The organism is Rubrivivax sp. A210 (assembly GCF_904426505.1).
Taxonomy (GTDB): Bacteria; Pseudomonadota; Gammaproteobacteria; order Burkholderiales; family Burkholderiaceae_C; genus Rubrivivax.
Window position 1 is genome coordinate 15,670 of the sequence record NZ_CAJGBN010000018.1, and the last position, 13,666, is coordinate 29,335.

12 protein-coding genes are annotated in these 13,666 nt (G+C 68.7%); 9 read left to right on the forward strand and 3 right to left on the reverse strand.

What is annotated here, in order from left to right; all coding sequences use genetic code 11:
* Positions 1–74 precede the first annotated feature (74 nt).
* The 7 genes from JMV16_RS13070 (at position 75) to JMV16_RS13100 (ending at position 8,114) form a co-directional block, all read left to right on the forward strand.
* Complete coding sequence (locus JMV16_RS13070; RefSeq protein ID WP_201494725.1) at positions 75–2,126, forward strand: M13 family metallopeptidase; 2,052 nt, start codon at positions 75–77, stop codon at positions 2,124–2,126.
* The gene (locus JMV16_RS13075; RefSeq protein ID WP_201494726.1) at positions 2,123–2,959 is read left to right on the forward strand and encodes a hypothetical protein; all 837 of its coding nucleotides are present in this window, start codon (positions 2,123–2,125) and stop codon (positions 2,957–2,959) included. Before JMV16_RS13070 ends, JMV16_RS13075 begins: the two co-directional genes overlap by 4 nt.
* A 31-nt stretch (positions 2,960–2,990) precedes the next feature.
* Positions 2,991–3,779, forward strand: coding sequence for a CPBP family intramembrane glutamic endopeptidase (locus JMV16_RS13080; RefSeq protein ID WP_201494727.1), 789 nt, complete (start codon positions 2,991–2,993; stop codon positions 3,777–3,779).
* A 103-nt stretch (positions 3,780–3,882) separates the two neighbouring features.
* Positions 3,883–4,257, forward strand: coding sequence for an META domain-containing protein (locus JMV16_RS13085; protein ID WP_201494728.1), 375 nt, complete (start codon positions 3,883–3,885; stop codon positions 4,255–4,257).
* Positions 4,258–4,262: 5 nt separating this feature from the next.
* On the forward strand, positions 4,263–6,506 hold the full coding sequence (locus JMV16_RS13090; RefSeq protein ID WP_201494729.1) for a patatin-like phospholipase family protein: 2,244 nt from the start codon (positions 4,263–4,265) through the stop codon (positions 6,504–6,506).
* Between the two features lie 49 nt (positions 6,507–6,555).
* Complete coding sequence (locus JMV16_RS13095; RefSeq protein WP_201494730.1) at positions 6,556–7,188, forward strand: DUF3011 domain-containing protein; 633 nt, start codon at positions 6,556–6,558, stop codon at positions 7,186–7,188.
* Positions 7,189–7,196: 8 nt separating this feature from the next.
* Positions 7,197–8,114, forward strand: a complete 918-nt coding sequence (locus JMV16_RS13100) for a transporter substrate-binding domain-containing protein (protein WP_201494731.1) — start codon at positions 7,197–7,199, stop codon at positions 8,112–8,114.
* Between the two features lie 26 nt (positions 8,115–8,140).
* On the opposite strand, the gene JMV16_RS13105 is transcribed toward JMV16_RS13100, so the two are convergent.
* Positions 8,141–9,613, reverse strand: coding sequence for a mechanosensitive ion channel family protein (locus JMV16_RS13105; protein ID WP_201494732.1), 1,473 nt, complete (start codon positions 9,611–9,613; stop codon positions 8,141–8,143).
* Positions 9,614–9,921: 308 nt separating this feature from the next.
* Here JMV16_RS13105 and JMV16_RS13110 point away from each other — a divergent pair, with 308 nt between their 5' ends.
* Together JMV16_RS13110 and JMV16_RS13115 are read left to right on the forward strand one after the other, a co-directional pair.
* The gene (locus JMV16_RS13110) at positions 9,922–10,779 is read left to right on the forward strand and encodes a hypothetical protein (RefSeq protein WP_201494733.1); all 858 of its coding nucleotides are present in this window, start codon (positions 9,922–9,924) and stop codon (positions 10,777–10,779) included.
* Positions 10,776–10,991 carry a hypothetical protein gene (locus JMV16_RS13115; protein WP_201494734.1) on the forward strand — a complete coding sequence of 72 codons (216 nt, stop codon included), beginning with the start codon at positions 10,776–10,778 and terminating at the stop codon, positions 10,989–10,991. The genes JMV16_RS13110 and JMV16_RS13115 overlap by 4 nt, the downstream gene beginning before the upstream one ends.
* 268 nt (positions 10,992–11,259) lie before the next feature.
* Here the strand turns inward: JMV16_RS13115 and JMV16_RS13120 are convergent, their stop codons facing one another.
* On the reverse strand, positions 11,260–12,048 hold the full coding sequence (locus JMV16_RS13120) for a ZIP family metal transporter (protein ID WP_201494735.1): 789 nt from the start codon (positions 12,046–12,048) through the stop codon (positions 11,260–11,262).
* Positions 12,049–12,344: 296 nt separating this feature from the next.
* Positions 12,345–13,496: a helix-turn-helix transcriptional regulator gene (locus JMV16_RS13125; protein WP_201494736.1), complete on the reverse strand. Its 1,152-nt coding sequence runs from the start codon at positions 13,494–13,496 to the stop codon at positions 12,345–12,347.
* Positions 13,497–13,666 lie beyond the last annotated feature (170 nt).

Below are 13,666 nucleotides of genomic sequence, written 5' to 3' on the forward strand. Positions count from 1 at the left end.
CGTCGCCGTTGGCCTCAGTGCGGGTCCGACAGGGCTGGACGACCGGGCAACTTCAACCACGGAAGCGAAGACACGTGAAACGACTCCCCCTGGCATTGGCGCTGTTTCTCCTGGGTGCTGTTGGCCAGCAAGCCTGGTCCGGGACCTTCGTTCCCGACGTGCCGTCTCTGGGCTATTCGCCGCAGAACATGGACAGGTCGGTCGACCCGCGCCAGGACTTCTACCGTTACGCCGCCGGCAACTGGCTCAGGAACACCGAGATCGCACCCAGCGATCCCGACGTGGGCGGCTTCACGCTCCTGGCCCATGAGCTGGACCGGCAACTGCTGACCTTGATCCAACAGGCGGCTGCGGCCAACGGGGCGCCGAAGGGCAGCCCGCAGCAGCAAGTGGGCGACTACTACAAGGCGGCGATGGACGATGCGCGGCGCGACGCCCGGGGCCTGCAGCCCTTGGCCGCCGAGCTGCAGCGCGTCGCTGCTGCACGCGGCACACCGGCCGAGTTCGGCACACTTTCCGGCCTGCTGCAGGACGGCTACGGCGGGTCGCCGCTGATCAACGCCTTCGCGATGCCCGATGCCAAGGACAGCAGCACCTACGTGCTGGTGCTGGTCCCTGGGGCACAAATGCTGGAGCAGGACGAGTACGCCAAGCCCGAAGCCCAGCGCCTGCGGGAGATCTACCGCCAGTACATGGTGGCGCTGCTGAACGGCTCCGGCGATTCGGTCGATGCGGCCGGCAACCACGCGGCCCGCATCCTGGCGCTGGAGGCCAGGATGGCCGCCGCCATGATGACGCCGCTTCAGATGCGCGAGCCGGCCAACACCTACAACATGATGACGTTGGCGCAGGCGCAAGCGCTGGTGCCGGCGCTGGACCTGCGCGCTTTCCTGAAGGCGCAGGGCATCGCGGCGCCGGCCCGTGTGCAGGTCGTCGACATCCAGGCCATGAAGGCGCTGCAGCGGCTGCTCACCGAGCGGCCGGCCGAAGACGTGAAGCTGCTGCTGCGCTGGACAGTACTGGCCAGCCGCGCATCGGTGCTGGGGCGACCCTACAGCACGCTGGAGGAAGAGTTCTCGCGCCTGCGCCAGGGCCTGAAGACGTCGCCGGCGCGCGAGCGCGTGGTCACGCAGCAGATCGGGGCCCAGCTGTACCACCCCTTGTCGCAGTTGTATGTGCAGGCCAACTTCCCGGAGGCCACCCGTCGCGAGATCACCGAGATGGTCGGTCACATCAAGGACGAGTTCGCCAGCCGCTTGCGCAGCAACACCTGGCTGGACGACGCCACCCGCAAGGCGGCGCTCGAGAAGCTGGGCAAGATCGACATCCAGGTGGGCTACCCGGGGCGCTGGGTCGACTTCAGCACGCTGGAGATCCGCCCCGACGATCACTTCGGCAACGTGCAGCGCGCCACGCGCTTCGCCTTCCAGCGCGACATCGGCCAGATCGGCAAGCCCGTACTCGGCAACCGCTTCGCGGTGGCCACCAAGACGACGCCGATCTCGGTCAACTCGGCCTACAACTTCACCACCAACACCATCGACATCACGGCCGCGATCCTGCAGCCGCCGTTCTACAAGCCGGGGGCGGATGTCGCGTCGAACTACTGCGCCATCGGCGCGGTGATCGGCCACGAGATCACCCACGGCTTCGACAGCCTGGGGCGCCAGTACGACCCGCAGGGCAACCTGCGCAACTGGTGGTCGGCCGACGCCGACCGCCGCTTCAAGCAGCGCACCGACGTGCTGGTCGACCAGTACAACCGTTACGAGATCCTGCCCGGCCTGATGCACAACGGCGCCATGACCGTGACCGAGAACACCGCCGACCTGGGCGGCATCACGCTGGCCCACGCGGCGCTGCGGCGCTATCTCGCGAAGAACCCGGCGCCCACGGTGGACGGTCTCAGCGCCGATCAGCGTTGCTTCGTGGCCTGGACGCAGATGTGGGCCTTCAAGGCACGCTCTGAGCGGCTGCGCTTCCTGGTGTCGATCGATGTGCACGCCATCGCGTCGGTGCGCGCCGTGGCGCCGCTGCTGCACCTGGATGCCTTCCACGAAGCTTTCGGCATCCAGCCGGGCGACCCGATGTGGCGCGATCCCAAGCAGCGGGTCGTGATCTGGTGACGCGAGGCTGGCTGCAGGGTCTGCACGGGCCCGTCGCCGCGGTGCTGGCAGCGTGCCTGATGGCGGCCGCCTGGGCCGCGCGCACCGACCCAGCGTCGACACCCAGGCCACCGGAGATCGAGCGCGCCAGGGCCGACCCCGCCGTCGTCCGCGTTCAGGGCGACACGGTCTACTACACCGGCAATCTGTCGAAGGCCAGCTCCGCGGCTTTCGACGCCGCGGTGGCCGGCGTCAGCCGCGGCCAGCTCACGCGCCTGGTCATCAGCTCCGGCGGGGGCGATACGGTCGAAGGCCGCCATGTCGGCCGCTGGGTGCGGGACAGGGCCCTGGTGGTCGAGGTCGACGTCATCTGCTTCTCGTCTTGCGCCGACTACGTCTTCCCCGCCGGCCGGGCGCGCGTGATCCGAGCTGACGCCTTCGTTGGCTGGCATGGCAACGAGCGGCAGTTCGAGGTGCTGGCCGCGCGCACGGGCGTCAGCGTGACAGACCAGTTGGCCAAGATCCCGCCGGCGGACGCCGCGCCCGGGCCGCGCGCCGCCTTCGTCCAGGAGGCCCTGCGCTCGTTCGCGGTGACCCAGAAGGACGAGGCCGAGTTCTACGCCAGCTTGGGACTCAACGACGCCTTCGCTGTCTGTGCGGTCGGCGATGTGCTGGAAAAGCGCCCGGGCTATGCCGGACAGATCGGCTGGGGCTTCTCGCTGGCCGACATGGCACGCCTGGGCCTGGCCAACACCGTGTACCTGGGCGAGGGCCGTTACGAGCGGGACTCCTCGCGCTTCCGCCAATACCTCATCCCCCTCAGCGCCGACGATTGCCTGGCGCTGCTGAAGTGATCCAGCCCATCCCCACAGAAGGACAAGCGCCATGACCCTGGACACCCCACGCGCCCCGGCGCCAGCCGAGCGGCTGCGCTGGCTGGAAGACCCGGGCCGCGACTTTCCCTTCTACAACGGCGCGCCGGTGGGCCTGTCAGCGTGGCAGTGGCTGTTCGTCCTGACGGCGGTGGCCGTCGGCTTTGCCGTGCTGGTGGCGCCCATTCCCTGGCCCGCAGGCCCGCTGGGGGCCATGATCCCGGCCGTTCTGTTCCCGCTGATTCCGATGGTGGCGCTGGCGCAGGTTGCGCCGGGTCATTGGAAAGCCCTCTTCGGCAAGGTCGGCGGGCGCGAGCTTCGGCTGATGTTCGGCTTCGCGTTGCTGAACATCGTCGTCACCATGAGCGTGGGCACCATCGTCTACGCCCTGACTGACGTCACGTCCAACGCGGCCAACGCGCAGTTGAGTGGCATGGACACTGCGGGGCGCATCGCCTTCTTCGCCAAGACCATCCCGCAATTGTTCGGCGAAGAAGTGGTCACCCTGCTGCCCTTCCTTGCCGTGATGACCTTGCTGTCGAGCCGGTTCGGTGTCGGACGCAAGGGCGCGGTCGTGGGCGCCTGGCTGGTGTCGTCCCTGCTCTTCGGCCTCATCCACCTGCCGACCTATGACTGGAACCTGATCCAGTGCATCGTCGTCATCGGCACAGCGCGCATGGTGCTGACCCTGGGCTGGATCCTGACGAAGAACATCTGGGTGTCCACGGGGGCGCACATCATCAATGACTGGCTGCTGTTCGGCGGCGGCCTGCTCGGCGCGGGCCTGGTTGGAAAAGTCTGACGGGCCGTCACGCGAAGCCATGGTGCCCACCGGTTCGATCTCGATCGCCTTGATCTCCGCCGGCCTGGTCGGCTGCGCTGCGGTTGATCCCCCACCAGCGCCCTTGGCCGGGACACGCTGGCAACTCGTCGCCATCCAGTCGATGGACGATGCGCAAGGCACGGTGTGCCCTCCCGACCCTGCGCACTACACGCTTGAGTTCGGAGCCGACGGCCACGTCGCCGTGCGCCTGGACTGCAACCGGGGCTCGGCCACCTGGCAGGCCCAGCCTGCTGCCCCGGGCAGGCCCCATCGCGCTGCCGGCTCATTGCTGTTGGGACCGTTGGCCACCACACGCGCGATGTGCCCACCCGATTCGCTGGCCCCTCGCCTGAGCAGCAGTTGGCCCTACGTGCGCAGCTACGTGATCGAAGCTGGCCACCTGCACCTGAGCTTGATGGCCGACGGCGGCATCGTGACCTGGGCGCCGGCACCGTGAGCGCGATGAAGGACACCGTTGGGCGACGCCTCGCGCTGGCCTTCGCGATACAGGTGCTGGTCCTGCCCTTGCAGGCGCTGGCGGCCGATGCACGCAACCATGAAGCCGGTGCGGCGCCATCGGCCCCGTCGCGCCCGCGCATCTGCCTGGTGCTGTCCGGCGGCGGCGCGCGCGGCGCGGCGCATGTCGGCGTGCTCAAGGTGCTTGAGCAGCTCCGCGTGCCCGTGCATTGCATCGCCGGCACCAGCATGGGCGCGATCGTCGGCGCGTCCTATGCGTCTGGCATGGGAACAGACGAGATGCTGGCGGAGATGGCCCAGATCACCAGCGAGCGGCTGTTCAACGACAAGCCGCCGCGCGCGGACCAGCCGATGCGCATCAAGGCCGACGACAACCTGCCGCTGGCCACGCCCGAGCTGGGACTGAACGACGGCAGGCTGTCGCTGCCCACGGGCCTGGTCAACGGCGTGGCCCTGGAAGGGGAGCTGCGCCGACTGGTCAAGGTGCGCGATGCGCGCCGATTCGATCAGCTGCCGATACCCTTTCGCGCGGTGGCCACCAGCCTGGGCGACGGGCAGATGGTGGTTTTCGACCGGGGTCTGTTGCCCACGGCGATGCGCGCCAGCATGGCGGTGCCGGGGTTGATCGCGCCGCTGAAGGTGGGCGACCGTCTGCTCATCGACGGCGGTTTGGTGCGCAACCTGGCGATCGACGTGGCTCGCGCGATGGGTGCCGACGTGATCATTGCGGTGAACCTGGGTACGCCCTTGCTGCGGCCCGATCAGATCCAGGGGCTGCAGGGTGTGTCGATGCAGACGCTGGGCATCCTGACCGAGCAGAACGTGCGCGTGTCGCTGCAGCAATTGCGCCCGCATGACGTGCTCATCGAGCCGGCACTGGGCGACTTCTCCGCCGCCGACTTCGACAACCTCGTCAAGGCGGTGCCCTTCGGCGAGGCCGCGGCGCTGCAGGCCGCGCCGCGCTTGCGAGCGCTGGCCATGCCAGCCCCCGAATACGCGCAACTTCGGCGGCAGCAGCAAGGCGGCGAGGCACCGGCGCTGCCGGTGATCGCTGCCGTCGAGATCGCCGGCCAACGACGCGTCAGCGCCGATTCGATCGTGCAGACCATGCAGACGAAGGTCGGCCAGCCGCTGGATCTCGACGCGCTGGATCTGGACATGCGGCGCATCTACGGCAGCGGTGACTTCGAGAGCGTGCGGCCCGAACTGCGGGACAGCGGCGGCACGCAGACGCTGGTGGTCAACGTCACAGAAAAAGGCTGGGGACCGCAGTACCTGCGCCTGGGGCTGTCACTCTCGTCCGACCTGGGGGCGGACGCGCAGTTCAATTTCTACGGGCAGCTGCGCTCGACCTGGCTGAACAGTTTCGGCGCCGAATGGCGCAACGACGTCGTGCTGGGCAACGATGTGGTGCTGGCCAGTCGCTTCTACCAGCCGCTGTCACCCAGCCAGCGTTGGTTCGTGGAACCGCGTGTCGCCTACAGCGACACGCCGCTGTACATCTACAGCCGCGACGTGTTGGCGGCGCTTTACCGCGAACGCACGCCTGGCGTGGGGCTGGATGCAGGCCTCAACTTCAACCAGTACGGCCAGTTGCGGTTGGGGGTCTACCGCGGAAACAGCAGACTCGAGCTGAGCAGCGGGCAGTTGTTCCTGCCGAGGCAGCTGGAGGCTGACCTGGGCCTGATGCAGGCCTCGCTGCGCGTGGACCAGCTGGACAGCACGAGTTTTGCGCGTTCGGGCTATCTGCTGGCGTTGAGTGCGCAGGTATCGCGCACCCAGTTCGGGGCGAGCCAGAACTACGCCCGCTACGACGCTGAAGTGCGCGCGGCCTTCTCGTACGGCGCGCACACGCTGCGACTGGCGCTGCGCGGTGGCGGTTCGACCAAAGCCGACGCGCTGCCCGTGTATGCAATGTTCAGGCTGGGCGGATTCCTCAACATGTCGGGGTTCAGGCAGCAGCAACTGCTGGGCACCCGGTTCGTCTATGGCCGCGGGCTCTATCAGGCCCGACTGGGCAGTGTTCCGCTCTTCGAAGGCGTGTACGCCGGACTGGCCTACGAGATGGCCGACATGCCGCAGACCGTCGCAGACAACAATCGCTCGACGTTCCAGTCCGTCACGGCCTACCTGGCATCCGACACGCCCCTGGGCGTTGCCTACTTCGGCGTCGGCCATGCCAGCCAGGGCACCACCGCGGTGTACCTCTACCTCGGCAAGCCGTTCTGAACCCTCCTGACCTGCGCACCCGAAGCGTTCACGCCCCATGAGGAGAACCATGACCATGCCCAAGCCGAGACGCCAACAATTCGTGGCCGTACTGGCTGCTCTGGCGCTGGCCGCTGGCTGCGTGCCGGCCGGCGCTGCGCAAAAGGAAGTCCGCTGCGACAGCCGCGGCCAGGGTCACAACTACTGCCGCGTAGACACTGACGGCCGTGTGGAACTGATCGATCGCCACTCCTTGTCCTCGTGCCGCGAGGGTCGCTCTTGGGGATACGACGATCGTGGCGTTTGGGTGGACAAGGGCTGCTCAGCCACCTTCCGCGTCGGCCGTCACGGCCACAACAACAAGGCGGCGGTGGCGGGCGCGGTCGTCGGCCTGGCTGCACTGGCAGCCATCGCCGCCAGCCGGCACAAGGCCGAGGCAGTCGAGGTCGAGAGCTGGGCCGTGGGCTCCTTCGCCGGCGACGACGCGCGCGAAGGTGTGCGAGTCAGCCTGCGCATCCTGCCGGGCGGTCAGGTCAGCGGCCGTGCAGGCGATCACGACATCACAGGCCATCTGCAGGGCGCACGACTGGAGGCCGGCCGGCAGGTCTTCCGCATCGAACGCCAGGGCAGCGGCTTCGTCGCCATCGATGAACGCGACGACGCACACCGTGTCACCTTCAACCGTATCGCCAGTGGGTACTGACCATGCAGATGAACCATACACATGCCTTCCCTCGCTTTGCGCGCGCGGGCGGGTGGGCGCTGACATGGGCCCTGGTGCTGGGCCTTCTGGGCGCCACGGCGGCGTGGGGGCAGGCCCCCGGTGACATGCCGGTGTCGGCCTGGGCCGACCCTCAAGCCGTGAAGCGGGTGCTACCGGCCGACACCGTGGCTCCGATCCTGCGCCCCCCTGCGGTGGACACCCTGGCCACCGTGCGCCAGCGCGGCGTGCTGCGCGTGGGCGTGGTCCAGGTGGCGCCGATGGTGATGCAGGACCGCAGCAACAACTATGTCGGCTTCAGCATCGACGTCGCACGCCGCCTCGCCGCCGACCTGGGCGTGCGCATCGAGTTCGTCGAGTCCTGGTGGACCGAGGTCATCCCGCACCTGCTGGACGACCGAACCGACGTCATCATCACCGGGCTGTGGATGAACGTGCCGCGGGCGTTGGTGGCCAACTTCACACAGCCGACGGCCAGCGAAGGCATGTACCTGATCGCCAGCCGGCCGCTGGCGGCGCAACGCCGCAGCCTGGACGCCCTCAACCAGCCGGGTGTGAAGATCGCAGTCTCCACCGACCCGGCGCAGCAGGCCGTGGCCAAGGCGCGCTTTCCGAGGGCAACCGTGACGCCGGTCGATGACGACCCACTGCTCGTTGTCACCGAAGGCCGGGCCCACGCGGCGGTCGTGGCCACGCTGGCGGCCGATGCCGTGGTGGCGTCGGCGCCGCGACGCTGGTTCCTGCCTTCACCCGAGCCGCTGGCCCGCACTTCGGCCGGCATGGCGGTGCGCAAGGGGGATCCCGACTTTCTGGCCTTCCTGAACGCCTGGCTCGAGATGCAGCGCGAGAGCGGATGGCTGCTCGATCGCGCCCGCCATTGGGCAACGTCCACGGAAGGCTTCCGCTGAGGCCCTCCACGCCGATATGGCCGGCCTCAAGTGTCGGGTTTGAGCGGAGGCTGGGGCGCGCGCGCTGCCCAGGCATCGCCCGGCCGCACCACCTGAGCTTCGGCCGGGTCGCTGCGGTAATGTGGCGACATGATCTGCACGCCGTTCTCATTGAACACGTCCAGCACGTTGCCGTGCAGCGCGCTCATGGCTGCAGCCCGGCGCTGGGCTGCAGCCTGCGTGCTCTGCGCACACAGCCGGTACTCGACGTAGAAATCCGACAGCGCCGTCTGCACCACGGAGGGCGGCGGCTCCAGCGCCACACCGGGGGTGCGGCGCGCCGCTTCCAGCAGCATGGCGTGCACCTGGCGCCACGGGGTGCTGTAGCCGATGGTGACGGCCGTGTGCAGCACGAAGCGCCCGCCCTGCACCAGGCGCGAGAAGTTGCGCACCGGCTGGCTGAAGATCACGGTGTTGGGCAGGCTGACCTCTTCGCCCATGCCGGTGTGGATGCGGGTGGCGAACAGGCCCAGTTCGACGACGGTGCCTTCGGTCTCGCCGATCTTCACGTACTCGCCCACGCGCAGCGAACGCGAGTACATGAGCGACAAGCCCGACATCGCCTGCCCCACCACGCCGGAAGCCCCCAGCGACAGCATCAGGCCGGCGAGCACGCTCACGCCCTTGAACGCGTCGCTGCCCGAGCCGGGCAGGTAGGGGTAGGCCATGGCCAGCGCAAAGAGCCATATCACCACGTTGACCAGGCGGCGGGTGGGCATGGCGGTGTCTGCGTCCAGCCAGCCCAGGTGGGCTTCGCCTTTCGCCACCCGTTCGAGGAACGCGGCGGTGGCCCGCGTGGCCAAGCGCGCCAGCACGAAGATGAGCACGGCGACCGTCAGGCCCGGAATGGCGCCGGCGATGGCAGCGAAGAAGCTGTCGGCCACCTCCAGCAGCCAGGTCGTCGAGCGTTCACCCCAGGGGCGGGTGTAGGCGAATTGGCGCAGCACGAAGGTCAGCCAAAGTTCGGCCAGCAGCAGGCCCAGCGCCCAGGCCAGCGCCGCCGTGGCCCAGCGCAGGCCAGAGCGGGCGTGCTGCAGGTAGGGCGCCCACATGCCCTGCACCGCCCCCAGCAGTTTCGCGCGCACCCATCGCTGGCCCCGCAGCAGCAGCCAGAGAAGGGCCCAGGCCACGGCGGTGGCGGCCAGCGCATAAGCCAGGCCGATGCCGAACTTGCGCGGGTCGCGCATCTCGTGGTGCTCGGCCACGGCGAGCTGCAGGCGCTGCTGCACCTGGTGGGCCACGGCCGACAAGGCGCCGGTGCCGCGGGCGGCGGCCACGTCGCTCGTCGTGATGAAGAAGACCGGCCGGCCGTCGATGTCGAAGCGCACCGCGTTGCCCGCGTCCACGCGGGTGACCACCCCGGGGCCGCCAGCCGCCAGCGCTTCGGCCATGGCCTGCTGCGCCAGCGCCGCCCTCTCCGTGGCGGTGCCGGCCAATTCGTCCGAACGGAATGCCGTCACCGGGCGGTGGTTCAGGTAAGCCTGTACCGCGGGCGCGCTGGTACTGTCAGCAGTGCTCGCCCCAACAGCCTTTGGCTGGCCCAGCGCAGGCCAGGCGGCCGCCAACAAGAACAACAAGGTCAGAACGCGCAGCGCGCACGATGCCGCCGTGCAGCGACAAAGCTCGGTCAAGCCCTTCATTCGATTCGTTCGCAAGGTGCCTACCCTTCGTTGACCTTGTGCAAGCTTACCCAGGCCGCTGCACGGTTCACGCCACGGAGTGGCCATGACAGACTGCCAGCCACGCCATTTTGACAAAGGGGGTCCACTTGAAGCGTCGTCATTTCATCACCATGGCTTCTGCGGGCGTGCTGCTGACCGGCTGCGCCCACACTCGGCGCAGCACCGCGCTGGATCCTGAGCGGGCTCGCCCAGGCATTCGACTGCAGCGCAGCCTGCCCGCCGTGCTGCCCGGCGGGGCCCAGGTGCTGCCCCAGGAACAACTGGTGTTGCTGCCCGGCGAATCAGCCGCCGGTATGCTGGTGCCCGTGCCTTTCCTGGCCGGCGCCATCGCTGGTGCGATGGACCGCAGCGAAGCCGCCTCCGAGGCCGCCCAACTCGTCAGCATCGACCCCTACGCGCTGGCGCAGCAGGCCTGGCAGGGTTCGGCGCTGCTCAGCGAAGCGGCCGATGCCCTTCTGCTGCAGCCTTTCGCTTTTCTGCAGGCCTGCGTGGACGACCGTTACCGCATCGCGCTGGTTCATCAGCTCAGCCGGGGCGACTGGACGGGCCGCTACACCGTGCACCTGCGCAGCAGCTACGACAGTGCAAGCTTCCATCGCGTCACGCCCGAGCTGCTGCAGACCTTGCTGACCGAGATGCGTGAAGGCTCGGCAGTGTTGCGCGGCCTTGTCGAACGCGCGGCGCGCGGCGACCTGCGCGGCAACACCACGAGGGTGGATGTAGGCAGCCTCCACCTCGTGGGCAACCGTGCAGCCGGCCTGGTGGCGCCCACGTTGTTGCTGGCGCGCGGTGCCGAGCTGATCGAGGAGGACGCCGAAAAGGTGCTGGTGCGCATCGATGGCGATCCCTCACAGCCAGCCTCGGCCGGCGGCCTGTTTTTCGGCGTGCACCGCCTGCGCAAGGACCAGTTGCACACCTTCCGCCCCGCCCAGAGCACCTCGTGACGTGCATCGAGTGGCCCCTGGATCGCCGGGCGCTTGTCTGGGCCGTGCTGGCCTTGGCCTTCGGACTGCTGACCTGGGGCGAGCTTCGTGCCACCCACCTTCACACCAGCCCCGCATTCATCGTCGGCTACTTTTGGATCGAACTGCAGGTCACGGCCGTGCTGCTTGTGGCTACTGGCCACGAACGGCGGCTTCGTAGATGCGGAACGTGAAAGATCCGGACCGGTCATCCGGCAGCTTCGGAGTGCGTCGATGGGCTGGTATGGGTCGGCCGGCGACAGCAGGGTGAGCGATCTCACCGCCGGAAAGCTGACCCCCAAGTTGAGGTGCCGGACAGCCGACGTCCGCGGTCGGCAGTGGTCGACCCATTGGCGACGACCACCCGCGCGGTAAGCTGACGCTCGCTACACCCCTGCGCAGGGGTGCCGGTAGCCCGGACCGGACGAAGCCGCCCAGAAAGGCACCGTCGGTTATGCGCCGCTAGCCAAGCAGTTCATGCACGTGGTGCGAGAGGTGGATCAGCAGCAGGCCCGCTGAAAAGGGCAACGCACGCTCGACCGCAAGGCGCTGCCGCCACGCAGCGCCGAACAGGCTCGGCGAATGAGCGAGCGCAACGTAGAACATGGCCGCCGCCGCCACCGCCAGCGCGACAGGCATCAGCAGCGACACCGCAGGGGCCCACCACCACACGAGCGCGCCGCCGACCAAGGTGCCGGTTCCGGTGCCCAAAGTGATCAGCAACGCGCGCAGCGGATGGTGACCCGCCCGCACAAGCAGCGTCACGACGGCGATGCGGCGCGGCACCTCGTGGATCGCCACCGCCATCGTGGCGACGCTGCCGGGCACCACCCCCAACGCCAGCGCGCCACCAATGACGGCGCCGTCGACGACGCTGTGCACAAAGTCACCGACCCAGAGCAGCACACCGCGCCGTGCCGGCGCCACCGGCGCATCTTGCGCAGCATGGCCGGCCGAGCCTGACCTGCCGGCGTGTGGATGCCCAACGCAGGGGCAGACGCGGTCGAGCCACCAGCTGCCCAGCAGGGCGACGGCGAACAACGCTGTGAGCGTGACGAAGCTGCCCGTCGCTTCCCACAGGTGCGGCAGCAGGTCCAGGAGCACAGTGCCGACGAGCACGCCCATCGCGAAGCTGAGCAGGCGTGGGCCGGTCGGCTGCGCTCGCGGCCGCAACAGCACGAAGGCGGCGGCGCCGAGACCGGCAGCGTTGGCCAGCAAACAGGCGGTGAGTACGACATCGATGCCAGTCATGGCGGGTTCCCTCCTCCAGGAGCCGTCACGGACGTTTGCCGTGGGTGCGGCGGCCGCGCTGCCGACCCAGGATGGCCGACCGCCGTGGCGGCAACGGCATGTCGGATCGTAGGCAGCGCGCAGCGGGGGCGAATCCCCTCGTACGGGCACGCCAGCTCACCGGCGCGCAGCAGGCAGGGGGCAGAGTGCCGGGTGAGCCGCACTCACCTTCTCGGGTCATGGTGCCTCACCCATCCGGGCGAGAACCGCTTCACCCGCAACGGTGAGATCGTCGAGCCGCCACTTTCGCGCCGCCGCTACGGCAGCGTCGGGCACACGCGCGCGTGCAGATGAACGAGCTCCATCTGCCCGTGGGTGTCGGTCTTCTGGAAGATCTGCTTCAGATGGCTGCGCACCGTGTTTTCCGACAGGTTCAGCGACTGCGCGATCGTCGACAGAGATTGGCCCGCGAAGACGAGCGCGCTCACCTTCGACTGCGCCGCCGTGAGCTCATACTGGCGCGCGAACACGCAGGTCGCCGGGTTGTGGCCCGAGTGGCTGCCGCGCACTGCCAGCATCACCAGGCCACGGCTTGCTCCGACCTGCCGGCAGAAGGCCTGGCCGGCAGCCCGGACCACCACCACCACCGGCGGTTGCGGTGGCGCGTTCGCCAGCGTCAAAACCTCTGGTACGACGCAATCTTTCGAGGTGTCGTCGCGCGCCACGCGGGCGATCGTTTCGCTGAGCAGCCGCCGTTCGCCCGGACTGGCCGCCACCAGGCGCGCACCGTCAAGCTGCAGGCCCTGGTGGCGCTCCAGCAGCAGCCGCGCCGCCGGATTGCTGTAGATCGGCTCGCCGTCGGCGGTGACGAGGATGGTCGGGTTCGCGTCATGGTCGGACAGACCCAGCAGAGCCTGCGCCAGGTCGTGCGCCTCCTGCCACCGCCACTGGCTCTGCAGCGACAACGTGACGTGGTCGAGCAGGCCCACCAACTCGGCCTTTTCGCGTGCGTCGAACGGCGCCTGCGTTTCGGCGCGGTACGCGGCGAGCACGTGTGCACAGTGCGGGCGCCGGTCCACCACGCCGCACAGCAGATGCAGCAGGCCGCGCGGCTGCAGGAACCCACGATAGAAGTCGGTGCGGCGCAGATCGGCATGGCTGATCAGTTCGTCACCGGTCATCACGCGGCTCGGCACGTAGTCCTCGCTGGACAGGAACCAGGGGTTGCGCGCCGAGAACTCGGCCATGCCGCCGCTGAATGCACGGTTGCCGGGCGATTCGAACATCAATGAATCGGCGCCGGTGACGAACTCGTGCCGGCCGAGCGTGACAACGCGAGCGTCCAGATGCGCACGCATGCGCTCCAAGACCTCTGGCCAATCGCCCACGTTCACGGCCGCAGCATGGATGGCACGCACCAGCGACGCCGTCGCAGGCATGCCTTCGGAACCGGTGTTCAACCTCGCCATGGATTTTGCTTCGCTCGTGTCCCGAGCCCGCGTCGGCCGCCGCCTGAGCGGCGCGGGCAGATCCGGCGTCCCAGACACTGCGTCAGCGCCTGAGGAATCCTGCGAATTCTCACTGTCGCCGACGGCCTGTCAATTGGCGATTGACCACCCCAGGCCCCGGCCGCCATGCG